Raw genomic sequence first — 25,304 nt, 5'->3', positions numbered from 1 at the left:
TGATTAAAAATTATTTTCTAATAGTTGTTTAACCCCTTTTCATCCATCTGTACTAAATACCAGTCTTTCAATAAAGTTGCACCGCTTTTTTCATAAAACTTAATAGCATTTTCATTCCAGTCAAGTACAACCCATTCTGCTCGCTTCACATTGTTTTCCTTAGCAAATTTTAAAACCTCATTAAATAGTGCGCCACCTACTCCCGTTCCCCTTTGTGATTCTGTTACTATTAAATCTTCAAGATGTAGCGTGCGACCTTTCCATGTTGAAAATCTAAAATATACGAGCGCCATTCCCACAATAGCGTTATCACCTTGAGCAACAAAGCAAGTAAATAACGGGTTTTCACCAAACCCCTCTTTTATTAATATTTTAGAAGAAACATCAACCGCATTAGGTTCTTTCTCAAAAACGGCAAGTTCTTTTATCAATTCAAGGACTGCAGGCATATCTTCTTTGACTGCTTTTCTAATAAGGTGGCTCATTGATTGGGTTTTGTGTCACAAATATCGGTTCAATTTCTTAAAAAAAGCGATATTTGCTACAAATCTATACCTACTAGAATTCATGGCAACGAAAAATCAAACACTTGGCGAGTTTATAATTGAAAATCAAACCGAGTTTAAATACTCTTCTGGAGAACTTTCTAGATTGATAAATTCTATTCGTCTTGCTGCAAAAGTGGTAAATCACGAAGTTAATAAAGCGGGATTAGTTGATATTCTTGGCGCTGCAGGTGACACTAATATCCAAGGTGAAGACCAGCAGAAACTAGATGTTTATGCAAATGATATTTTTATCAAAACGCTTACAAATAGAGAAATTGTTTGTGGTATTGCAAGTGAAGAGGAGGATGATTTTATTACTATCACTGGTCGTAATAAAAAAAATGACAATAAATATGTTGTTTTAATGGATCCCCTTGACGGCTCATCAAACATTGATGTTAATGTATCTGTTGGTACTATCTTCTCAATTTATCGACGTGTAACAGAAGCCGGCACTCCTGTAACCTTAGAAGATTTTTTACAACCTGGAAATAAACAAGTAGCCGCAGGTTATATCGTTTATGGCACATCCACAATGATTGTATATTCTACAGGTCATGGCGTTAATGGTTTTACTTTAAATCCAGCTATTGGTACTTATTATTTATCGCACCCTAATATGCAATTTCCTGTGGACGGAAAAATATATTCAGTTAATGAAGGAAATTATGTTCATTTCCCACAAGGAGTGAAAGATTATATCAAATATTGTCAACAAGAAGGGGAGGATAGGCCCTACACTTCACGTTATATTGGTTCTTTGGTTTCAGATTTCCACAGAAATATGATTAAAGGCGGAATTTATATGTATCCAAATACTGCAAAAGATCCAAAAGGAAAGTTGAGATTACTCTATGAATGTAACCCCATGGCATATTTAGCAGAGCAAGCAGGTGGAAAAGCGAGTGATGGTTTTAAGCGTATTTTAGATATCACCCCAACCGAGTTACACCAGCGTGTACCATTTTTCTGCGGAAGTAAAAATATGGTTGAAAAGGCTGAAGAATTCATGCAAAAAGCATAAATCTTCGATAAAATTACCTTTCCTTATTTTTTTTGTACATTTATTTTAACAACAATTGACCATGAGTAAAAAAAACAACCCCGAAGAATCAACTAATCCAATAGATTCTGCTTCGAAAATTGAAGCAATTAAGAATCTTATTTTTGGTGAAAACATTCAACAATACAACAGTGAGTTTGACAGTGTCAAAAAAGAGATTGACAAGCAGAAAGCTACTTTAGAAGAATATATTGACCAAGTAAGAGGTGAGTTAATGCAATCTATTGATTCTTTAAGTACTGATGTAAATATTCGAATTACAGACCTTGAAGATGCTATGAACGATAAGACAGAAGATCTTATGGAGAAAAAAGTAGACAGAAGAGAGCTAAGTAAAATGCTTATAGCATTAGGCGAAAAAATAGGCGCATAAAATTCACCCTTAATATTTCAGAAAATAAGTTATGGTTGAGCAAGAAGAAAAACTTCAGTTGCTTAGAGACATTCTGTTAATTGATGACAGACAGGTTGCCAATGCCATAAATGAACGAATTGATGCCATTACACAAACTATTGATACCAAGGAAAAGCTTTCGGAAAAAGTAGACCCTATTCTTGACGAAAGATTTAAAACGTTTATAGAAGAAATACCTACAACTCTTGGACCTACTATCACTAAAACTCTTAAAGAAGAGATTGCAAATTCTAAAGATGCAGTAGTTGAAGCTCTCTACCCTATTATGGGGCAGATGATAAAAAAATACATAGGCGCAGAAATTGAAAAACTCTCAGAAGCCATCAATCAAAAAATGGCTAAAACCTTCTCTATGGAAGGTCTTAAACGTAAGGTTATAGCAAGATTTACAGGACAAAAAGAAGGTGATTTACTTTTAAGTGAACTTGACAAGCCTATTGTTAATGAAATATTTGCAATTCAAAAAGGGTCTGGAATTTTACTGGGCAATTATAGTGTAAGCAATAAAGTTGACAAAGACATGGTTTCTGGTATGTTAACTGCCATAAAAAGTTTTGTTGAAGATGCCTTTGGAGGTGGAAATCAAAACCTAGAATCGATTGACTACGAACTATATAGTATTCATATTTATAACTTTCACTCATACTATATTGCAGTTGTAATGTCTGGCCATATGACTTCTTCATTTGAAAATAAATTAGAAAACAGGGTTTTAAAAGTTTCTAGAAAAATTTCTTCAAAAATTGATTCTTTATCTAGGAATGAAGTAGATAAGATATTAACAACATTATTCAAAACATGGAAGGCAATTAAATATTAATTGTTTAAAATGCATTTACGAATACTCATTTATTAAGACTATAACATATTTTTCGATTAAAGAATACATTAAAAGGTTATAAAATTTAATATTTAAAAATACATCTGTTAATTTTTTCTTTTATTTGTAAGAAATAGATTACCCTATTGTGATTTGTTTTAATATTATGGATCAAAATTTGATTTTTCAGAATATCCTGCATCACATTACAGTTGATTTTAACGGTATTGTTTTAAGCTCTAACGATACGCTATTTAAAGTTAACCTTGGATCAAACATAAATGATTTTCACCCCATTTTCATTTCTTCTATACCTCAATTGTTAAGCCAAGAAGAAAAAATAATGGCCTATCCCGGTTTAAATATTACGCAGAATAGCACTCAAGTTTTTTGTGATATTACAATAAAAAAGGAAGTTAATTTTATATCTATTATTTTCTTTAATTTCACAAGCGCTTATATTTCTAAACAACAAGCAACACAATCTCGTAACGAGAAAGAGATTAAAAGACAGTTGGGCAATAAAAAAAGTTAAACTCATAAAACCGAATAAATTATTGAATCATAATTTAGTTATACCGCATTTTGACCATTAAATTTTACTTAATAATAGTATATTTATCTTTAATTAAATATACGCAATGGCACATCCAAAAAAAATCGTCCTGCTAGGTCATTTCGGAGTTGGGAAAACAAGTCTAATAAGAAGGTTTGTTGAATCTCAATTCAGTGAAGATTATTTAGTTACCGTTGGTGTACACGTAAAAAAGAAAGAGATTTCCATCGATGGAAATAATATCACCTTAGTAATATGGGACATTGAAGGAAACACTTCAATCGATAAAGCCAGAAAGTCATACTTGCTCGGCACAAGCGGGTTTATTTATGTCTTTGACATATCTAGACCAGAAACTTTTGAATCTTTAGAAACCGAAATGAAGTATCTTCAAGATAATTTTGAAAATGTCCCAGTTGAAATAGTTGGAAATAAGAAAGATAAATTTGGCGAAGCAGTTTCCGAAGAATTTTTTAAAACACAACGTTTTGAAAATTGCACATTTACAAGCGCAAAAGAAGGAGATAATGTCGAAGATGCCTTTGAGCAACTTACTAGAAAAATGTTAGCAATATGAGTCTGCAAGAAATAAAAAATAGCTTAGTAAGTCAAAAAATCCAAATTTTACAAATAGACTCAAGCACTACAATTAAAGCTAGTGATAACACTATATGTAATATTGAAATTGGAAAAAGTTTAACAGACATAGACCCATTCTTTTATTCTTTGGAACATGTATTAACTGACAATTTTGAAACTATAAAATACCCATGCGTTAATATCAATACTAATAATAAAGATTACATTTTTGATATTGATGTCTTTAAAAAAGAAAGCGCTATCTATGTGCTATTAATTGATTTCACAGAACATTATACTGAAGCCCACCCTCTTGTTCAAGAAAAAAACGAAGCTCAAATAGAGAAAAACAGACTTTCGTTTGAAGGAAAATTATTATACGCCAAAGAGGTTTTTAAAAATAATTTCCTGTCACATTTAAATCACGAAGTGCGCAATCCTTTAAATAATTTATTAGGTTTTGTAGATGTTTTAATGGATACAAATCTTGATTTCCAGCAAAAAGAATATGTAAATGTCATCAACAAAACTGGACTACATATTAAATTTTTAATGGATGATTTACTGGATATTTCTAAAATAGAAACAGGCGCATTAGAGTTAAAACAGATCCCGTTTAATCTCATTCAAATCGTCGTTAATATTGCAAAGCATTTCCAAACAAAATACAGAGACTCTTCGATTGAATTAATTTATAACCTCGATAAGAAAGTACCTCAAAAATTAATAGGTGACCCCACTAGATTAAACCAAATATTTTACAATCTTCTAGAAAATGCTTTCCTTAATACTAAGGAAGGTATTATTGAAATCAACGTTTTATTAATCAAAAATCTAGATAAAACTGCTGAGATTGCTTTTGAAATTAAAGATACAGGAACAGGTATTCCTAAAAATAAAATAAAAGAGGTTTTTGAATCTTACTCCCAGCTTCAATTATCAAAAATTAAACCCATAGGTCAAGGACTAGGTCTAAAGATAGTCAAAGACTTATCAATAAAAATGGGTGGCAATGTCACCGTAAAAAGTACTGAAAACAAAGGATCAATATTTACCGTTGTACTCCCATTCAAGACAAGAGAAAAGAATGATAGAAAAAAGACAGTCCCTAAAGGGTCCGGCCTCGTTATAAGTAAAAAAATACTAGCTATTGAAGAAGATCAAACTAGTCAAATGTTACTTATGAAACAGTTTTTAGAGAACGATGAAGGATTTATACTTGAACTTGCAAAAAACGGCACACAAGCAAAAGAACTTTTAAATAAAAAAAACTATGCCGCAGTTATACTCAAATCTCAATTAGAGGATATGAATGCACAATCACTTATTGACTATATAAATAATCACGCAAAAGAGAGTGTCAATAAAGTTCCAGTAATAGTTGCCACTGGCAATACAATGATTAATGAAAGATATGATATTTTAGAATCTGGAGCAAGCGCATTTCTAGCCAAGCCATATTCTAAAAAAGACTTATTCAAAATTCTAAAGGAGCTTTAACAACTATTTTCTGTTAAGTAAATAGCGGTAATCATCAAGATCTAGTCCACCTTGATAGATTTCAACAGAACGCTTAATCAATTTAGAAGCTAACTCAGCAGTATAGCCTAACCCTATAGCATATTTTTCGATTAAAAAACGCTCATGATCATCAATCTCATGATCCGCAAAAATCATCTCAAATAAATCATGCATACGCTCAAGACGACGATCAGCATCATTTGGTGGGTTGATTGGATATTTTGTAGGGTTTTTCAACACCTCTTCATATTCAGACTCATCGATATCAAGCTTACGAGCAAAACGACGTAGCATTTTCTCCTCCTCAGCATTCAACTCACCATCAACAGCAGCCATATTTGCAATAGATGCAAAATGCCCTAAGTTACGCTTGTGTTCTCCACTCTCAAATAATCCTGTAAAAGACATAGTATAAATATTTTGATGCAAATATAATTTAAGTATCAAATATTTCCGAAGAAAGCATTAGAAAAAGGCAAAAAAATTATTACCCATAAGTAAACTAGCTTCGGAAATTTAACACGGTAAAGATTTCGCATTGTTTTGTAATTAGTCATTCTTCATATTTTAAATGCTTATCACATTTCCGAAGATTAAACTTTTCTTAATTCTGAAATTTTAAAAAATGGATGTATTATTTTTATAGTAAAAGGATTAAAAATGCCAAAACACCCATTACTCATCTTCAATACTAAAGGTATTTATTGCAAAGAAGCAGATGTATATATTGACGCGTGGAAGCCTGTCGATAAATGTATTATCACGCATGGGCATGCAGACCACAGTCGTTGGGGACATAAACAATATATTACACATCATAACAATGTACCCATCATAAAACACAGACTGGGAGACATCACTGTAGCAGGAAAAGAATGGGGCGAAACATTTACCATAAATGGCGTAAAATTTAGTTTACACCCAGCCGGTCATATTGTCGCTTCAAGCCAAGTAAGAGTTGAATACAAAGGAGAAGTTTGGGTATTCACAGGAGATTTTAAAACCGAAAATGATGGTATTGCCGAGCCTTTTGAGTTAATAAAATGTAACACATTTATTACCGAGTGTACTTTTGGGTTACCAGCGTTTAAATGGACGCCTCAAAAACAAGTTTTTGAAGACATTAATAATTGGTGGGCTGCAAACCAAACAGAAAATAAAACATCCATCATCTTTGGATATTCTTTAGGAAAAGCTCAACGATTATTAAAACACATTGACCCATCAATTGGAAAGATATACACGCACGGAGCAATTGAAAATATGACACAAGTATTGCGAGAAAATTATGATTTCCATCAAACAATACGCATTACAAGGGAGACCACAAAAAAAGAATTGCTTGGTAATATTGTAATCGCACCACCTAGTGCCCATGGTGGCACTTGGATACGCAAAATGGTCCCTTATGTTACAGCAAGCGCAAGTGGCTGGATGACATTTAGAGGAGCGAGAAGAAGACGCGCCATCGACCGTGGATTTGTCCTCAGTGACCATGCAGATTGGGATGGATTATTAGAAACTGTAAAAGCTACTGGAGCACAAAAAGTAATCGCCACCCATGGGTATACAGATATTTTCTCAAGATATCTCCGCGAAGAAATGGGCCTAGATGCACGCACCGAAAAAACACAATATGAAGGAGAACAAGGCGAATTAGAATCTAAAAAAGAAAAGGAAGACGAAGCATGAAAGATTTTGCACAACTCATAAAAAAGCTTGATACAACAAATAAAACTACGGAGAAAGTCGCAGCACTCACTCAATATTTAAAAAGTGCAGACGACGATGACAAATTATGGACTATTGCTATATTATCGCACAGAAGACCTAAACGACCTGTAAACACAACTCTTTTAAGGCTATGGGCAACAGAGATTAGTGGTGTTCCTTTATGGCTATTTGAAGAAAGTTATCACATTGTAGGCGACCTTGCAGAAACCATTGCGTTAATTCTCCCTAATAAAGAAAATATAGAAAGTAGCACAAAATCATTGACGCAATACATCAATGAAATTATCGCCCTCAAAGCACTTCCAGAAGAAGACAAAAAAGAATATTTACAAACCAACTGGATGCAACTCAATTATTTTGAACGATTTGTTTTTAACAAGATAATTACCGGAGGGTTCCGCATTGGGGTCAGTCAAAAATTGATGACTCGGGCACTTTCAAAAGCTACAGACATTGATGAAGATATTCTAGCATATAAACTTATGGGCGATTGGACGCCTTTAACCACGACTTATACAAAATTAATTTTAGAAACAATTGAGGAGGATTACCTCAGTAAGCCATACCCATTCTATCTCGCTTATGCCGTTGAAGATAACTTTCAAAATGACTTAGGCGATATAAATGATTGGAGTTTTGAGCACAAGTGGGATGGAATTCGAAGTCAAGTAATCATTAGAAATGATGAGGTCTTTGTATGGTCAAGAGGAGAAGAATTAGTCACAGACAAATACCCAGAATTTCAACGTTTCCTTTCTAAAATACCTAATGGAACTGTATTGGATGGTGAGATTCTTCCCTTCGGAAATGGGACAATTGGAAACTTTAATGAGTTGCAGACTAGAATAGGAAGGAAAAATATTTCCAAAGCATTACTAAAAAAAACGCCTGTTATTTTAAATGCGTATGACATTCTTGAATGGGAAGGAAAAGATATTAGACAACATCCCTTTTTAGAAAGAAGGAAGATTTTAGACAAATTAATTTCAGAATGTGATTGTGATGAAATAGGCTTATACCTCAGCGCTACTATGAAATTTGAAAACTGGGAAGATGCAGCTGCAGAACGCGAAATTTCGAGAGAGAAACACAGTGAAGGACTAATGTTAAAACGTAAAGATTCGCCATATTTAGTAGGAAGGAAAAAAGGAGATTGGTGGAAATGGAAAACAGATCCATTTACAATTGATGCCGTTTTAACGTATGCCATGCGAGGACACGGGCGACGTTCAAATTTATTTACAGATTACACCTTTGGGCTATGGAACGACGGAGAACTTGTAACATTTGCAAAAGCATACTCCGGATTAACAGATGCAGAGTTTAGAAAAGTAGATGCGTGGATTAAGAAAAATACACTCGAACGTTTTGGTCCGGTTCGTAGCGTGACACCACATCATGTTTTTGAAATAGCCTTTGAAGGAATTGCAGAAAGTAGCAGGCATAAAAGTGGTATCGCTACAAGATTTCCTAGAATTTTAAGATGGCGACAAGACAAGCCTATGGAGGAAGCAAATACGCTTGAGGATTTAAAAGCGATGATACCTAAATGAAAAATTCTCAGCTTACTTCTATAGCAGATTCTTGGTTTGAAACTAAAGGCTGGAAACCTTTCCCTTTTCAGAAGAAAACATGGAATGCATTTCTTGATGGCAAAAATGGCTTATTAAATGCTCCTACAGGAAGCGGTAAAACCTATGCGTTGTGGACACCTATTGTACTACAATACATTAAAGACAATCCTGACTATAAAACAAAACACACTAAAGGGATAAAGGCAATCTGGATAACTCCACTGCGAGCACTTTCGGTTGAGATTAAACAAGCCGCACAACGTTTTGCAGATGATTTAGAAACTGGTATGACCGTAGGGATTCGCACGGGGGATACAAGCCAAAGTGAACGTGCAAAGCAAAAAAAAAATATGCCAGATTTGCTCATCACAACTCCAGAGAGTTTAATGCTATTACTTGCTTCAAAGGGGTATGATAAGATTTTTAAAACCTTAACAGCCGTTGTTGTTGATGAATGGCACGAATTATTGGGAAGCAAACGTGGTGTACAAATGGAACTGGCACTTTCACGTTTAAAAACTGTATCACCTCAAATGAGAATCTGGGGGATTTCGGCAACTATTGGAAATCTTGAGCAAGCTCAAGATGTATTGTTAGGTGCCAGCAATGATAACAGCCTAAGTGCAGTCAAAGACAATGAAATAAAAGATTTTGAAGGCAGTGCAAATTCAATATTAATTAAAGCCAATCTCAAAAAGAAAATTGTTGTTAAGTCTATTATTCCTAAAAAAATGGAAACATTTCCTTGGCGAGGACATTTAGGATTGCACCTTCTTGATCAAATTATACCTATCCTAAATAAGAGCAAGACCACAATAATTTTCACAAATACGAGAAGTCAATGCGAAATTTGGTTTCAAAAAATACTTGAAAAATATCCAGAGTTTGCTGGAGAGATAGCAATGCACCACGGAAGTATTAATAAAGAAACACGTTTGTGGGTAGAACAAGCTATTAGAAATGAATCTTTAAAAGCTGTTGTTGCCACATCAAGTTTGGATTTAGGTGTTGATTTTGCACCAGTAGAAACTATTATACAAATAGGCGGACCTAAAGGGATTGCAAAGTTTTTACAACGTGCTGGACGCAGTAACCACCGTCCAGGTGAACCTTCGGTAATACATTTTTTACCTACACATGCTATGGAGTTGATTGAAGCTTCGGCTTTAAAAAAAGCGGTGAAGGGAGAAGTAATGGAAGATAGAATTCCATATTTGTTAAGTTTTGATGTTTTAATACAGTACTTGGTAACATTAGCAGTGAGCGATGGCTTTTTTCCGAAGAAAATATTTCCAGAAATTAAGGCTACGTTTTGTTTTCAAGGCATCACTGAAGAGCAATGGCAATGGTGTCTAAATTTTATAACACTGGGCAGTCAAAGCCTCCAAGCCTATGATGAATACAAAAGAGTTTTAGTTGATGATGACGGTAGGTTTTATGTTGATAGTAGGCAAACGGCGATGATGCACAGATTATCAATTGGCACAATAGTGAGTGATGCGATGGTACAGGTTAAATATGTTTCTGGAGGTTTTATAGGGACAATTGAAGAGTTCTTTATTGGCAAAATGAAACCCGGTGACACATTTGTGTTTGCTGGAAGAACGTTAGAATTAGTGCGATTACGAAACATGGCTGCACAAGTGCGCCGCAGCTCTAAAAAAACAAGAAATATTGTGAGTTTTATGGGAGGTAGAATGGCGCTATCTTCGCAAATGAGTGAAATTTTAAGAAACGAATTACAAAGCGAAGCAGACCATAAACGTAACACACCAGAATTAAAAGCACTCAGTGATATTTTTGACCGCCAAGAATTAGAAAGTATTGTACCAGGGAATAATGAGTTTTTAATAGAAACTTTTAAAACCAGAGAAGGGTATCACAATGTGTTTTATCCTTTCGAAGGTCGCTTTGTCCATATGGCTATGGGGGGATTATTAGCATATAGAATAAGTTTATTAAGTCCCATAACATTTTCACTTGCCTACAATGACTATGGTTTTGAACTTTTAAGCGACCAGCCATTAGACATTCAAAATGTAATTGACAACAATCTTTTTAGTACTGAATATTTATTTGACGATCTTCAAAAAAGTTTAAATAGTACAGAGCTCGCAAGAAGAAAATTTAGAGATATTGCAGTAATTAGCGGGATGGTTTTTACAGGGTATCCAAGTAAACAAATAAAAACTAAACATCTACAAAGTAACTCGCAATTGTTGTTTGATGTGTTTAGAGATTATGAACCAGATAATTTATTATACCAGCAGGCTTTTAGAGAAACTTTTGAACATGAAATGGAAGAGGGCCGTTTACAATTAGCACTTGAAAGAATTGCTAAACAAACCATTGTTTGGAAACAATGCGAAGACGCCACCCCGTTTAGTTTTCCCATTATAACAGATAGATTGCGAGAAAAACTTTCTTCAGAAAAATTGAAAGATAGAATTAAACGTATGACTTTAAAATTGATGAAATAGTGGTTGTTAAGATTCATAATAATACATTTGATCTGCACAAAAGTGGTGCTATTTTCTGGCAGGAACAGTCTATGTTATTAATTGCAGATGTACATTTAGGAAAGGTGGCACATTTCAGAAAACATGGTGCTGCAATTCCTGCGCATGTTGCCCATGAAAATTTAGAAAGACTCACTAATACTGTAGATGAGTTTCGACCTAAAAACATATGTTTCTTAGGAGATTTATTTCATAGTAAATTAAATACTGAATGGGAAGATTTTGCAAGTTGGACGCAATATACAAATGCACAAATTATTTTAGTTAATGGCAATCACGATGTCATTCCTAAATACCTTTTCAAAGATTTAGGAGTACAAATTGAAGACGAACTTATTATCGATTCTTTTTTGCTTACACACCATCCCACAAAACGAGATGCATTTTTTAATTTTTGTGGACATATTCATCCCGGAGTAAGAATGCAAGGACTGGGAAGACAGACAATGAAATTTGCATGCTTTTTTAAAACCAAAAATCAACTTATTTTTCCTGCTTTCGGAAATTTCACAGGTAAATACATTTTAGAACCAACAAAGGACGATGAAATATTTGTCTTAGTAGATGGAGAAGTAGTTTCTGTATCTTAATCAGTTATAAAAAAACAACATGAAAAAAACATTACAAATAGGAAATATTATAGCCTTTATCATTACTATATATTTTAATTATGCTTCTGCAGCAGGGGTTTTTAATGACACCACTCAAGCAGACATGAGTGCAAAATATACCACGCTTTTTACACCCGCTGGTTACGCATTTTCTATCTGGGGCTTAATTTATATGCTATTATTGGGTTTTGTAATCTATCAATCACGAAGCCTTTTTGTAAATGTGCGTGATGATAAATTTATTGAGCAAACAGGATTTTGGTTTATTTTAAGTTGTATCGCAAACAGCGCTTGGTGCTACCTTTTTGTAAGCGATATGATATTAACCTCAACATTTATAATTTTCTTTATGCTTTTTTGTTTACTTCAAATAATACTTCGCAACCGCATGGAATTAGATGACAAACCCATCTCGGTAATCGCTTTTTTGTGGTGGCCATTTGTTATTTATAGTGGTTGGTTAACAGTGGCTTGCATCGCAAATGTAACAGTATATTTAGTTAAAATCGATTGGAATGGATTTGGGATTGCTGCAGAAATGTGGACCCTATTGCTAATAGGTATAGCAACATCCATCAATCTAATCGTAACTTGGAAACGTAATATGCGCGAGTTTGCACTCGTAGGTGCATGGGCATTAATTGCAATAGGAGTAGCTAATACGGAAAGTTATGAAATTATTAAAATAGTTGCTTACACATGCGCTGGAGTTTTAATCCTAAGCAGTAGTATTCATGCATTAAAAAATAAAAATACAAATCCTGCAAAAAAATGTATTGAGTATTTTAAGGGCAAATAATACATCTATTTTAAACCATCCCTTTAATATCATTACCCCACGTTGGGTATGCAAATATCATTTGTTTAAGATCATCTGGTTGTAATTTTCCACACATAGCAAGAACAAAAAGGTTTATCATTTCGCCTGCATTTGCACCTGTAATATGTGCCCCTAAAATAAGGTTGCGTTTTTTATCAACAATTGTTTTGTACGCATAAGTATCATCATTTATCCTTTTGGCATTAAACCATTTAGGCACACTTTTATACTCAACTTTAAAATCAAACCCTTCTTTTCTAGCTTGATCTTCAGTAAGACCTATACTTGCAATTTGAGGAAGTGTAAATACAACCGAAGGCACCGGCGGAAAATCCATTTTAAGTATATTTTTCTTTAAAATATTTGTGGAAACTACTCTTGATTCTTGAGAAGAAACTGGTGTTAAAGGCAAACTTCCACTTGCCGAAACATCTCCACAAGCATACACATTTTTATTGGTCGTACTCTGTAAAAACTCATTAACAGAAATCCCTTTCTTTTCAAATGCTACGTTACCGTTTTCAAGCTCTAATGCTTCAATTGATGGCACCCGCCCAGCTGTATTAAAAACTGCTTTAGCCTTTATGGTTTCTGTATTACCGTTTTTCTGAAATGAGACGCGGTAATTTTTTTGTAACAATTCAACATCAGTAACTTCGGCATTAAAAATAAAGTTAATACCCAATGATTCTGAAGCTTTTGTAAGATGCGATACAATATCTTCATCAAATGGATTTAAAGGTCGATTTCCGCGTTCTACAATTGTTACTTTACTTCCGCATCTTGCTGCTATATGTGCAAATTCCATCCCTATATATCCGGCACCTACAAAAATTATTTCATCAGGTAAGGTTTCTAATTCAAGAAAATCCTCACTTTTTAAAAGATGTTCTCTTCCACTAATTTTTAACTCCATTGGGTGCATTCCTGTAGCAATTACAATCTTGTCTGCGGTAACTGTTTTACCCTCTACCGAAAGTGTGTTTTCATCAATAAATTTTGGTGATTGATGATACATTTCAATTCCTGCTTTTTCTAAATCTTTTTCTGTGGCAGCAGGAATGGCATCAGTAAAATTCAGTTTAAATTTTTGGAGGTCTGCCCAATTTATTTTTGGCACCTCTACAATGCCTTTTCCTTTTAAATTATGTGCCAGTTGTATAATTTCCGTAGCGCCAACTAAAACTTTTTTTGGGTCACAACCACGATTGGGACATGTGCCACCATATTCTCTATTGTCTGCGATTGCAACCTTCATTCCTGCTGCAGCACAATCTTTTGCTACACCTTTTCCGGCAGTTCCAGTTCCTATTACAAATACATCGTAGTGCTCTTTTCCCATAGAATATTTCCGCAAATGCGGTTTGTTTTTATTATTTCTTAAAAGTAACCTAACAAATTGCAACGCTATGTTATGGAATTGCTAAACTTAGCATTAAAAGCTTCATAGGTTTTGAAGCATTACTGGTTTTGACTTATTTTTGCATTTACATGTCAAAAAGTTTAGTTCGTTCCCTATTTTCAAAGAGTGATGCTTTGAAAAAATTAAACACCCAGCTTTCTAAAGAAGGCAGGGAAAACTGTGTTGTATCTGGACTTGTAGGTAGTGCAACTTCATTAATAATTGCCGAAACTTTTAAAGCCACTGATAAACCTTTTCTTTTTATTCTAAATGATAAAGAAGAGGCCGCTTATCACCTTAATGACCTTGAAAATTTATTAGGCGAAGACAATGTGCTTTTTTATCCTGGAAGCTATCGAAGACCTTATCAAATTGATGAAACAGACAATGCAAATATTTTACTACGAAGTGAGGTATTAAACCGCATTAATTCAAGAAGAAAACCCTCGTTAATTGTAACATATCCCGAAGCACTTTTTGAGAAAGTAGTCACTAAAAAAGAGCTGGATAAAAACACCTTAAAAATTGCTGTTGATGATCAATTATCTATAGATTTTGTCAACGAACTTTTATTTTCTTATAAGTTTAAACGCACCGATTTTGTAACCGAGCCAGGCGAATTTTCGGTCCGTGGAGGAATTTTGGATGTTTTTAGTTTCAGTAATGATGAGCCTTATCGTATTGAGTTTTTTGGTGATGATGTAGATAGCATTCGCACCTTTGATGTTGAAACACAATTATCTCTAGAGCAGTTAAAGAAAGTGTATATCATTCCAAATGTGGAGAACAAGTTAATGGATGAAAAACGTGAAAGTTTTTTAAAATATGTTTCTTCAAAAACAATTGTCTGTCTTAAAAATGAGGAGTTATTAAGTGGTGCAATGGATAAACTTTTTGAAAAAGCAACTGAAGCCTATAACGCTCAAAAAGGTGAAATTAAAATGGCTGCGCCCATCGACCTTTTTTGCACTTCAGCTCTATTAAAAAAACAGTTAGAGAGTTTTAAAACTATTACGTTAAAATCTGGTAATAGGTTAAACCTTAAAGAGAAAAAAGAGACAGAAGCTTTAAGACAAGCTCAAGTAGAAAATACTATTCATTTTTCGACAGTTCCTCAGCCATCATTTAACAAGCAATTTAACTTGTTAATTGAAAACTTAAATGAAAATACTACACATGGGTTTACAAATTATATTTTTTGCAGTAGTGAGCAACAAGCAAAAAGATTCCATGATATTTTTGAGGATGCCCAAGGGCATGTAGAACAATTTGAAACCGTTGTTTTTCCTTTATATCAAGGTTTTGTTGACAATGAAAATAAAACTGTTTGTTATACAGATCATCAAATATTTGAGCGCTATCATAAGTTCAATTTAAAAAATGGGTATGCAAAAAAGCAAGCCATAACTTTAAAAGAATTAACAAACCTTGAGGTAGGTGATTTTGTAACTCATATTGATCATGGGATTGGAAAATTTGGCGGACTTCAAAAAATAGATGTCAAAGGAAAACAGCAGGAAGCAATTAAGCTTATTTATGGAGAACGAGATATTTTATACCTCAGCATTCATTCGTTACACAAAATAAGTAAGTATAACGGCAAGGATGGTTCAGCCCCTAAAATTTATAAATTAGGTAGCGCTGCCTGGAAAAAACTAAAGCAAAAAACTAAAGCGCGTGTTAAGCATATAGCATTTAACTTGATTGAATTATATGCAAAACGAAGATTACAAAAAGGGTTTCAATACGATCCAGATAGTTATTTACAGCATGAGCTAGAATCCTCTTTTATTTACGAGGACACTCCAGATCAAAGTACAGCAACTGCAGATGTAAAACTAGATATGGAAAGTGAACGTCCAATGGACCGTCTAGTTTGTGGAGACGTAGGTTTTGGAAAAACTGAAGTGGCCATTAGAGCCGCATTTAAAGCTGTGGACAATGGAAAACAAGTTGCAATTCTAGTACCCACTACAATATTAGCATTTCAACATCACAAAACGTTTAGTGAGCGCCTCAAAGACATGCCCGTTAAAGTGGATTACCTCAACCGTTTTAGAACAGCAAAAGAAAGGAAAGGAGTTCTTGAAAATCTAAAAAACGGTCGGCTAGATATTGTAATTGGCACCCACCAACTAGTAAGCAAAAGTGTTGAATTTAAGGATCTTGGGTTGTTGATTATTGATGAGGAACAAAAATTTGGGGTTTCTGTCAAAGACAAATTAAAGACTATTAAAGAAAATATTGATACGCTTACATTAACTGCAACTCCCATCCCTCGTACGTTGCAATTTAGTTTAATGGCAGCAAGAGATTTAAGCGTTATAACTACGCCACCACCTAACAGACACCCTGTGGAAACGCATGTAATTCGTTTTGGTGAAGAAACAATTAGAGATGCAGTTCGTTACGAAATTTCAAGGGGTGGGCAAGTATATTTTGTACATAATCGTATTGAGAATATTAAAGAAGTAGCTGGGATGATACAGCGATTAGTGCCTGATGCAAAAATAGGGATAGGTCACGGGCAAATGGAAGGAAAAAAACTAGAAGCCCTAATGCTCGGCTTTATGAACAATGAATTTGACGTATTAGTTTCAACTACTATAATTGAAAGTGGACTTGATGTTCCTAACGCTAACACCATTTTTATAAACAATGCGAATAATTTTGGACTAAGTGATTTACATCAAATGCGTGGTCGTGTGGGTCGAAGTAATAAAAAAGCATTTTGTTACTTTATTACACCACCTTACTCTGTAATGACAGATGATGCCCGAAAACGCATTACTGCGCTTGAACAGTTTAGCGATTTAGGGAGTGGGTTGAATATTGCCATGAAAGATTTAGAAATTAGAGGAGCGGGAGATTTATTAGGTGGTGAACAAAGTGGCTTTATCAATGAAATAGGGTTTGAAACCTATCAAAAAATACTTAGTGAAGCGATTGACGAATTAAAAGAAAAAGAGTTTAAACACCTTTATGAAACTAAAGATTATGATAAACGTAATTTTGTCAAAGAGGTAGTTTTAGACACTGATTTTGAGTTGCTATTCCCGGATGATTATGTCAATAATATTACAGAGAGACTCAACTTATATACAAAATTAAATGAGTTAAAAGATGAGGCAGGATTATCAAAATTTCAGAAAGAATTAGAAGACCGTTTTGGAAAATTACCCGAAGAGGTAACAGACTTACTAGACAGCGTGCGTATAAAATGGATTGCTCAAAAGATGGGACTCGAGCGAGTATTAATGAAAGAAGGAAAATTTGTGGGTTATTTTGTGAGTGACCAGCAGAGTGACTATTATCAAAGTCCGTCATTTTCAAAAGTCTTACAGCTTGTTCAAACACACTCACAGCAGGTAAAAATGAAAGAAAAAAATACCCGTAATGGACTTCGTTTATTGCTCACTATTGAGCGCGTAACTTCTGTCCAAAAGGCATTAAATGTATTAGACAATTTTTCGGCATAAGTGTTGCTTTGTAAAAATGTATCTTTAAATAAAATTTAAAACATGTTCAAAAATTTACTTCTCGCATTATTATTACTTCCGCTTGTGGCAATGTCGCAGCAAACATTAAAAGGTAATTTTGCGCCAGATGGCGGATATCAATTTGGTATTTTATATCGTATTGCTCCAGATAATGTTTTTTATGTAACAGATTCTAACGTCAATGCTGAAGGTTCTTTTGAGCTGGCGATGAAGGAGGATTTAACACCTGGCATGTACCGTCTTGTTTATAATTTGCCACAAGACCAGCACTTTTTTGATTTTATTTTTAGCGGAAAAGAGCCAATCGAGTTTACTTTTAGCAAGGATGGAAAATTAGATTTTACGGTTTCAGAAGAAAATAAATTGTGGCAATCTTATTATGCTGAAATGATTACTAATGAAGCAAAAATTTCAGAAATACTTGCTGCTGAAGAAGTAAGCGAGCGTGATTTAAAAAAAGCTATAAAAGCACAAGCTAAATGGTATGAAGAGGTGAACGAAACTTCAAAAAATATGTTTGTAAATCAATTTATAAAAGCAACAAAGCCTTTTACAAATGACGATTTTAAAACGGTAAATCAATATGAGTTAAAGGCAAAACAAGACTATTTATCTCCTTTTGATTTTAATAATACAACATTGCAAAATTCTGGTTTGCCATTAGAACGCGCAATAAAATTTGTTTATAATTTTGCAGATAAAGATAATCTTGAAGCATCTCACAATTATAATATTGATGATTTAGTAACTTCAATTACTAGTACAAAACCTAATTATCAAAAATTATTATTGACTAATTTATGGAACTTTCTTATTACAAATGAGCAAGTGGCAGAGGCAAATCACCTAGCTGAAAAGCACCTAATTCCTCTTGCCGAATCTTTACAAGATGCAACACTAGCAAATAAATTAACATTGTATAAAAGCATTTCGCTAGGATCAAAAGCACCTAATTTTACTTGGCCTATATACGATGGCGACGAAGAAACTACAATGTCATTGCACCAATTAGATGAAGCTGAAAATTACATTATTGTTTTTTGGAGCAGCTTATGTTCTCACTGTTTAAAAGAAGTGCCATTATTACATTCAAAGATAGCAGCACTTGAGGAAGGGAAATATAAAGTGATAGCCGTTGGGCTCGAAGATTTTGAACAAGAATGGTCACCAAAAGCGGCTAATTTTCCACAATTTATCAATGTACTAGGTTTAGGGAAATGGGAAAATGATATAGGTAATCGCTACGATGTAAGCGCTACTCCTACTTATTTTGTGCTTGATACAGACAAGAAAATCGTAGCAAAACCAGAAATTCTAGAAGCATTGTTTGAGGTTGTTGATGGGGAAAAGTAATTTTATTTCTTTTTAAAAAAAATAAAAAGCATTCTCAAAATGCTCAATCTTCTCCTCTTTACTATTCTTTAAAACTGCAATAATATCAAAACGCGCTGCTAGCGAAATGTTGTTTGAAACAATATACTCATTCGCTGCTTTTGTGAGTAACTTTATTTTTGCTGGTGTGACAAAATCTTGGGGGTTACCAAAAAAGTTACTGTTTCTTGTCTTTACTTCTACAATGATAATCTCGTTATTAAATTGTGCAATGATATCTATTTCGGCTTTTTGATAGGTAAAGTTTCTGTCTAGGATTTTATAGTCTTTTTTGATTAAAAACTGGGTGGCAAGTTCCTCTCCAAGTTTTCCTAATTCATTATGGTCTGCCATTGCAAAAAGTTTATAATTTGTAATTTATAGTTGCGCTTACCTCATCTACAATGAGTTCAATCTCTGCTCCTATTACTAATGCTCTATTATCTTCAATATGCCCAGCCGGAAAATCAAAACAAACAGGATACTTATATTCACTTACAGCATCGCCAATAATTTGTATTGCTGTTTTTCCAAACGGAATAGTATTATCGCGCATATCACTCATACCGCCCACAATTAATCCTGCAAGACCTTTTAAAACTCCGCTGCGTTTAAGGTTCATCATCATTCGGTCAATATGGTATAACATTTCATCAAGGTCTTCAATAAATAGTATTTTCCCTTCGGAAATATATTCCGTTTGACTACCTATTGTTGAATATAAAACCGATAAGTTTCCTCCAATTAATACACCCTGTGCATTGCCTTTACGATTGTAACTATCGTTTAAAATATAGCTTAGATTATTAAAATTTCCGAAGAGTATCTCTTTCAATGTATTTCTAGCCGCTTGTGTTCTCTTTTCAATTTCAAGGCACATTTGCCCATGGATGGTGGCAACGCCAAGATTGTGGATATGGCTGTGTAAAATAGTGACATCGCTGTAACCTATAATCCATTTTGGGTTATTGAGAAATCCTGAAAAATTAATACCATCTACCATTCTAATTGTACCATAACCACCTCGTGCACACCAGATAGCATTTACTTTTTTATCATTTAGTGCTGTTTGAAAATCTGCCGTGCGCAATGTGTCATTACCCGCATATTGATGATCTTGAGCGCCAATAGTTTTGCCTACTTTTACATTTAAACCCCAAGATTTAAGCAACTCAATTGCTGGTTGAAGTTCTAGTTTTGTAATTTTTCTAGCGGTAGAAACTATGGCAACAGTATCGCCTTTTTTAAGTGCTAGTGGTATTTGCATCAATGGATATGGTTTTTATTATGCTAAATTTAGCTATTATTTTAATGACTTTATATTTTAATAAACCTAATCCTAGTTTGAAAATTTTTTAGAATTTCTTTGTTTCAATCTTAGCTAAAAATGTTTTCGCATTTTTATTATTTGGATTTAACGCTAAAGATTTTTCATAGCTTAGTTTAGACAAAGCATAGTTTTTATTTTCAAAATAAGCCTCTCCAAGGCTATCGTGTAAATCAGCATCACTGGGAGTAAGCTCAATCCCAAATTTAAACACTTTTATAGCAGCTTCTGGATTGTTTTTTTGTTTTAACCATTCATAACCTACCATATTTACAATACCATTGAGCCCCATTTCAACAAATTCACTTTCGGTTGCATTAAGAGAAGTGGCTACTAATTCGCTCAAAAAACGTTGTGGATTTTCTTCGTCATTGTACTTTGCATAATGCTGGTGTCCTTTAGAGTTTTTAGAGAATAAATCTGCGATCATAATTGCATGATTATCTTTCTCTAATTGCTCTTTTAAATCAATATCAACAAATTGCGAATAATCATGAAATAAATAAACTCTCACTGTCAAAGTATTTAAATCATACACTGTTGAATATTGAGTACCAAATAAACCTTCACTGGACATACTTTGCATTACATCTCCACAATAAGAAATTGACGCATCTCCTTTCGAAGTTTTAAGAAATTCCATTCCTTGTTTAAAATTTTCTAACTCTACATCTTCTTCACTCTCTATCTGTGAGTAATAAAAATTTGAGAAAGCTTTTTCTTCTTCCTCTCCTATAATAAGCGCGTCTCCTTCTACAATTAGGTATGTCCCTGTAGTGTCAACAAATACAATTTGACTACTCTCAAGCGAACTTAAATTAATAGTTTCTAAGTATAATTTAACCTCTTCTGCCGTGCTCATGGTTTGCATGATGTTTTTAATAGCGTCACCTATTGGTATTTCTATTTTTCCTGTTGCATTGTTTATTGGTAAATCTGGGTTAGCAAAACCATCAAAAACAAGACCTGCATCATTGATAGCTCCTTGTGCAAAATTGTCCAATTGCCCCATGTACATTACTCCATAATTACCTTCTGTACCAGTCTCAAACCAAAATTTACTATTAGGGCTTAACCAGTCTTCATTATTCCCCACGATTGTTTTACCATTTCTAGTAATTTTATACATGCTACAAGCACTTCCCACAATTGGATTTAATAATAAGATTAGTACTATTATTTTTATGATTGAATTTTTCATAATATGTTGTTTTTCGGTTAGTTGAATTTTTAGTTGTTTAGATAAATGACTGAAAAACTTTATGGTTGTTGCAAAAAATCATTTGTACCAAGATAGTAAATGGCAAAAACACTCTTTTTTTGATTAGTCTTTGCTGTCTTAAATGATGCTACATTTCCGAAGATAAAATCGTTATTTTTGCAGTCTTAAATTTGACCCATGCAAGACCCAAAAAGATATACGATTACCGCTGCATTACCTTATACTAATGGCCCTGTTCACATTGGACATTTAGCGGGTGTTTATGTACCAGCAGATATTTATGCCCGTTTTCAGCGATTACAAGGCAAGGATGTAGCCTTTGTTTGTGGAAGTGACGAGCACGGTGTTCCTATAACAATCAAAGCAAAAAAGGAAGGTATTACACCGCAACAAGTAGTAGATAAATATCATGCAATTATCAAGCAGAGCTTTGAGGATTTTGGAATTACATTTGACAACTATTCTCGTACATCTGCAAAAGTGCACCACGATACCGCGAGCGATTTTTTCAAAAAATTGTATGATGATGGGAAGTTTATAGAAGAAGTAACCGAACAATTATACGACGCCGAGGCTAATCAATTTTTAGCAGATCGTTTTGTGGTGGGGACATGCCCTAAATGTGGCAACGAAGAAAGCTACGGTGATCAATGTGAAAACTGTGGAACAAGTCACAACGCAACCGATTTAATAAACCCAAAAAGTGCCATTACCGGCGCTGTACCTACTTTAAAAGAAACAAAACACTGGTTTTTACCATTAGACCAATACGAACCATTTTTAAAAGAATGGATTCTTGAAGGTCATAAAAAAGACTGGAAGACCAATGTATATGGGCAGTGCAAATCTTGGATTGATGATGGGTTGCGCCCAAGAGCGGTAACACGTGATTTGGATTGGGGAATTCCTGTGCCAGTTGACGGAGCAGATGGGAAAGTATTATATGTGTGGTTTGATGCGCCTATAGGATATATTTCTGCGACCAAAGAATGGGCAGAACGCGAAGGAAAAGACTGGGAACCTTACTGGAAATCTGACGATACAAAATTGCTGCATTTTATAGGTAAGGACAACATTGTATTTCATTGCATTATCTTCCCAAGTATGTTAAAGGCTGACGGAAGTTATATCATGCCAGATAATGTACCTGCAAATGAGTTTTTAAATCTTGAGGGCAATAAGATTAGTACAAGTAAAAATTGGGCAGTGTGGTTGCACGAGTATTTAGTGGATTTTCCTAATCAACAAGACGTATTACGCTATACGCTCACCGCAAACGCACCAGAGACAAAAGACAACGATTTTACGTGGGCAGATTTTCAAGCCAGAAATAATAATGAGTTAGTAGCTATCTTCGGAAATTTCATCAACCGAGTTGTGGTACTAACCCATAAATATTATGATGGGGTGGTGCCTGCGCTGGCTACTTTTTCAGAAATTGATGAACAAACCTTAACTGAATTAAAAGCCTATCCTGCGGTTATTGAGAGTAGTTTAGAGCGTTACCGTTTTCGCGAAGCACAACAGGAATTAATGAATGTGGCACGTTTGGGGAATAAATATTTAGCAGACGAAGAGCCGTGGAAAACCATTAAAACAGACGAGGAGCGCACTAAAACTGTAATGTATGTTGCATTACAAATTGCTAGTGCTTTAGCAGTATTGAGTGAACCATTTTTGCCATTTACGTCTACAAAGTTGAGAAATATTCTCGATGTTAAGACGAACGTAGAAAACGCTATTCAATGGGCAGATGTATCGTCAAAAAGTGTACTTCTTCCAGCAGAACATAAGATTAATAAAGGTGAGCTACTTTTTAGTAAAATAGAAGATTCACAAATACAAGCACAATTGGATAAACTAGCAGCAAGTAAACTAGCAAATGAAATTGCAAACAAAGAGGTAACACCACAAAAAGACACCGCTACGTTTGATGATTTTACAAAATTAGATATGCGTGTAGGTACCATTATTGAAGCAGAAAAAATGCCTAAGGCAAAAAAGCTTTTAGTTTTAAAAGTTGATACAGGGCTAGACGTGCGCACCATCGTTTCGGGAATTGCAGAGAGCTTTACTCCAGAAGAAATCGTTGGTAAAAAAGTAACTGTTCTTGTCAACCTTGCCCCTCGTGCCCTTAGAGGCGTGGATAGTGAAGGTATGATTTTAATGACCGAAACGCCTGACGGAAAATTGGTTTTTGTAAATCCTGATACTGATGGCGTTGATAATGGTGCTACTATAAATTAATTATTCCTTAATTATTAGACCTCACATGTTTTAAAAACCGGTGAGGTTTTTTCTTATTATGAAGAAATTACTTATTTTAATAGTATTGATTTCTGGGCTTGCTAATGCTCAGCAAGAAGCATTTACAATAAAAAACCCCTATCGAAACACAGATTTAAACCCTAAAGCAACCTTTGTTGTAGAAGATGAAACATCTGGAAATTTTGCTGTATTTATGATTTCTAGAGGTATAACTTATGGATTTCTTTATGATAAATATTTTGAAAAAATAAAGCATATAAGATCAACAAAGTTACCTTCAAAATTCATCTCTTTTCAAGTGTATACGATTAAAGAAAACACCTATACTTTTTTAATGAATACTGCTAATAACCGGAGTTATGGTACGTTAGTTTTTGATTTTGATACTGGCGCCTTCGATGTTAAAGAAACAGATTTTAAATTAAAAAAAGAAAGGCTTTTATCTGTGGTTAGTAATTTTGATACTTGCCATTTAATTACAATTAGTAAAAAAGAAAATCATCTTATTATTTATAGTTTTAAGGATAATTGGGATAAACCCCTAAAGAAGATAATTAATTTTGATGGTGATTATTTTAAAGAAGAAACAAATAACAACTACACCTTTAAAGAACTTTTCTATGATAAGTTTAGTCTTACAAATATTAGTAACGAGCACCCTAATTCAATTAAACAAGCATCAGATAAAGTAAAAATATATACTAAAGATCTTGATGTACAAATAACATCAAACAAGTACAGTGAAAAAACATTTATTATAGATTTTAATATTGCTACTGGCAATAAAAATATAGCATCATTTTCAATGCCTCAATTTGAAAAAGAAGGGTTTTTTCCTAAATCAAATAGTTATTTAATTGATGACAAATTATTTCAAGTTAGGGGTAATAATTTAAAATTGGCTTTAAATATAACCGACACTAAAACTGATGTGATATTAAACAATTTCTATTCTGAAAAAGAATTACCTATTAAGTTTAAAAATGGCCCTATCATACAAAAAAAACGAGGGTTATTTGAAGAACAAAGAGATATTAAAACTACCTCAGCATTTCTTAGAAAACTTCAAGTGTTGGATATTGGGGTAGCTGTTTATAAAGACGGAAAGGATTATATATTTAATATGGGAGGTCATGAAGAAGAAAGCGGTAATCTTTTTATATATATTCCTGGTGGTGGGTTTGTAGGAGGTGTTATTTCTGGAGTTGCGTCTGGTTTTTTAAATTATACCTATTCAAAATCATTATTGATTGAAGGCATTTTAGACGAAAACTTTGAGCATCAAAATGGTACTGTCGCAAAAAATATATTTAATCTAATTTCTGATTTTTCCGACCAAAAAAAGACAAAGGCCGAAACACTATTTAAAAAAGATGAGACCTATTACTGGGGGACTTATAGCTCCAAATATGACCATTATACATTCTATAGTTTTAGAGAATAATAATTTAATC

The 25,304-nt window shown here is 33.9% G+C and carries 21 protein-coding genes; 15 read left to right on the top strand and 6 right to left on the bottom strand.

Annotated elements, in window-relative coordinates; genetic code table 11:
• Positions 1-17 precede the first annotated feature (17 nt).
• Positions 18-485, bottom strand: coding sequence for a GNAT family N-acetyltransferase (locus GB234_RS02905; protein ID WP_151893017.1), 468 nt, complete (start codon positions 483-485; stop codon positions 18-20).
• 82 nt (positions 486-567) lie between these two features.
• On the opposite strand from GB234_RS02905, the gene fbp reads away from it, so the two are divergent.
• From fbp to GB234_RS02875, 6 genes are all read left to right on the top strand, one after another.
• Entirely contained in the window at positions 568-1,572 is a 1,005-nt protein-coding gene (gene fbp / locus GB234_RS02900; RefSeq protein ID WP_151893016.1) for a class 1 fructose-bisphosphatase, read from the top strand.
• Between the two features lie 61 nt (positions 1,573-1,633).
• Positions 1,634-1,984: a fructose 1,6-bisphosphatase gene (locus GB234_RS02895; RefSeq protein WP_151893015.1), complete on the top strand. Its 351-nt coding sequence runs from the start codon at positions 1,634-1,636 to the stop codon at positions 1,982-1,984.
• A 31-nt stretch (positions 1,985-2,015) separates the two neighbouring features.
• Positions 2,016-2,846 (top strand): cell envelope biogenesis protein OmpA, encoded by an 831-nt coding sequence (locus GB234_RS02890; protein ID WP_151893014.1) that lies wholly within the window; start codon positions 2,016-2,018, stop codon positions 2,844-2,846.
• Between the two features lie 166 nt (positions 2,847-3,012).
• Positions 3,013-3,381 (top strand): hypothetical protein, encoded by a 369-nt coding sequence (locus tag GB234_RS02885; protein WP_151893013.1) that lies wholly within the window; start codon positions 3,013-3,015, stop codon positions 3,379-3,381.
• A gap of 106 nt (positions 3,382-3,487) precedes the next feature.
• Positions 3,488-3,979, top strand: coding sequence for a Rab family GTPase (locus GB234_RS02880; protein ID WP_151893012.1), 492 nt, complete (start codon positions 3,488-3,490; stop codon positions 3,977-3,979).
• Complete coding sequence (locus tag GB234_RS02875; protein WP_151893011.1) at positions 3,976-5,481, top strand: ATP-binding response regulator; 1,506 nt, start codon at positions 3,976-3,978, stop codon at positions 5,479-5,481. The genes GB234_RS02880 and GB234_RS02875 overlap by 4 nt, the downstream gene beginning before the upstream one ends.
• Positions 5,482-5,484: 3 nt before the next feature.
• On the opposite strand, the gene GB234_RS02870 is transcribed toward GB234_RS02875, so the two are convergent.
• Positions 5,485-5,910 carry a tellurite resistance TerB family protein gene (locus tag GB234_RS02870; protein ID WP_151893010.1) on the bottom strand — a complete coding sequence of 142 codons (426 nt, stop codon included), beginning with the start codon at positions 5,908-5,910 and terminating at the stop codon, positions 5,485-5,487.
• 252 nt (positions 5,911-6,162) lie between these two features.
• Here GB234_RS02870 and GB234_RS02865 point away from each other — a divergent pair, with 252 nt between their 5' ends.
• Genes GB234_RS02865 through GB234_RS02845 form a run of 5 tightly spaced genes read left to right on the top strand, consistent with a single transcriptional unit; the run spans position 6,163 to position 12,739 of the window.
• Positions 6,163-7,194: a ligase-associated DNA damage response exonuclease gene (locus GB234_RS02865; protein ID WP_151893009.1), complete on the top strand. Its 1,032-nt coding sequence runs from the start codon at positions 6,163-6,165 to the stop codon at positions 7,192-7,194.
• Positions 7,191-8,789, top strand: a complete 1,599-nt coding sequence (locus GB234_RS02860) for an ATP-dependent DNA ligase (protein ID WP_151893008.1) — start codon at positions 7,191-7,193, stop codon at positions 8,787-8,789. Before GB234_RS02865 ends, GB234_RS02860 begins: the two co-directional genes overlap by 4 nt.
• On the top strand, positions 8,786-11,290 hold the full coding sequence (locus tag GB234_RS02855) for a ligase-associated DNA damage response DEXH box helicase (RefSeq protein WP_151893007.1): 2,505 nt from the start codon (positions 8,786-8,788) through the stop codon (positions 11,288-11,290). Before GB234_RS02860 ends, GB234_RS02855 begins: the two co-directional genes overlap by 4 nt.
• Positions 11,290-11,919, top strand: coding sequence for a ligase-associated DNA damage response endonuclease PdeM (pdeM, locus tag GB234_RS02850; RefSeq protein ID WP_151893006.1), 630 nt, complete (start codon positions 11,290-11,292; stop codon positions 11,917-11,919). Before GB234_RS02855 ends, pdeM begins: the two co-directional genes overlap by 1 nt.
• 19 nt (positions 11,920-11,938) lie before the next feature.
• Positions 11,939-12,739 (top strand): TspO-related membrane protein, encoded by an 801-nt coding sequence (locus GB234_RS02845; RefSeq protein ID WP_151893005.1) that lies wholly within the window; start codon positions 11,939-11,941, stop codon positions 12,737-12,739.
• 10 nt (positions 12,740-12,749) lie between these two features.
• Here the strand turns inward: GB234_RS02845 and GB234_RS02840 are convergent, their stop codons facing one another.
• A complete protein-coding gene (locus GB234_RS02840; RefSeq protein ID WP_151893734.1) occupies positions 12,750-14,102 on the bottom strand; it encodes a dihydrolipoyl dehydrogenase family protein in 1,353 nt (450 codons plus the stop codon).
• Between the two features lie 149 nt (positions 14,103-14,251).
• On the opposite strand from GB234_RS02840, the gene mfd reads away from it, so the two are divergent.
• Positions 14,252-17,641: a transcription-repair coupling factor gene (mfd, locus tag GB234_RS02835; protein WP_151893004.1), complete on the top strand. Its 3,390-nt coding sequence runs from the start codon at positions 14,252-14,254 to the stop codon at positions 17,639-17,641.
• Positions 17,642-17,683: 42 nt separating this feature from the next.
• Positions 17,684-19,015, top strand: a complete 1,332-nt coding sequence (locus GB234_RS02830) for a TlpA family protein disulfide reductase (protein ID WP_151893003.1) — start codon at positions 17,684-17,686, stop codon at positions 19,013-19,015.
• Positions 19,016-19,027: 12 nt separating this feature from the next.
• Here GB234_RS02830 and GB234_RS02825 read toward each other — a convergent pair whose 3' ends face one another.
• The 3 genes from GB234_RS02825 to GB234_RS02815 all read right to left on the bottom strand — a co-directional run bounded on the left by GB234_RS02825 (position 19,028) and on the right by GB234_RS02815 (position 21,561).
• A complete protein-coding gene (locus tag GB234_RS02825) occupies positions 19,028-19,387 on the bottom strand; it encodes a YraN family protein (RefSeq protein ID WP_151893002.1) in 360 nt (119 codons plus the stop codon).
• Positions 19,388-19,397: 10 nt separating this feature from the next.
• Positions 19,398-20,300 (bottom strand): S66 peptidase family protein, encoded by a 903-nt coding sequence (locus GB234_RS02820; protein ID WP_151893001.1) that lies wholly within the window; start codon positions 20,298-20,300, stop codon positions 19,398-19,400.
• An 88-nt stretch (positions 20,301-20,388) separates the two neighbouring features.
• Positions 20,389-21,561 carry a tetratricopeptide repeat protein gene (locus tag GB234_RS02815; protein WP_151893000.1) on the bottom strand — a complete coding sequence of 391 codons (1,173 nt, stop codon included), beginning with the start codon at positions 21,559-21,561 and terminating at the stop codon, positions 20,389-20,391.
• A 198-nt stretch (positions 21,562-21,759) separates the two neighbouring features.
• Here GB234_RS02815 and metG point away from each other — a divergent pair, with 198 nt between their 5' ends.
• Positions 21,760-23,829 (top strand): methionine--tRNA ligase, encoded by a 2,070-nt coding sequence (metG, locus tag GB234_RS02810; protein WP_151892999.1) that lies wholly within the window; start codon positions 21,760-21,762, stop codon positions 23,827-23,829.
• Between the two features lie 58 nt (positions 23,830-23,887).
• Positions 23,888-25,294, top strand: a complete 1,407-nt coding sequence (locus GB234_RS02805; RefSeq protein ID WP_151892998.1) for a hypothetical protein — start codon at positions 23,888-23,890, stop codon at positions 25,292-25,294.
• Positions 25,295-25,304: the final 10 nt, after the last annotated feature.

The sequence above is a fragment of the Patiriisocius marinistellae genome (assembly GCF_009014635.1).
Taxonomy (GTDB): Bacteria; Bacteroidota; Bacteroidia; order Flavobacteriales; family Flavobacteriaceae; genus Patiriisocius; species Patiriisocius marinistellae.
Note: the sequence above shows the minus strand (reverse complement) of the source record. Positions and strands in the feature narration are given on the sequence as shown.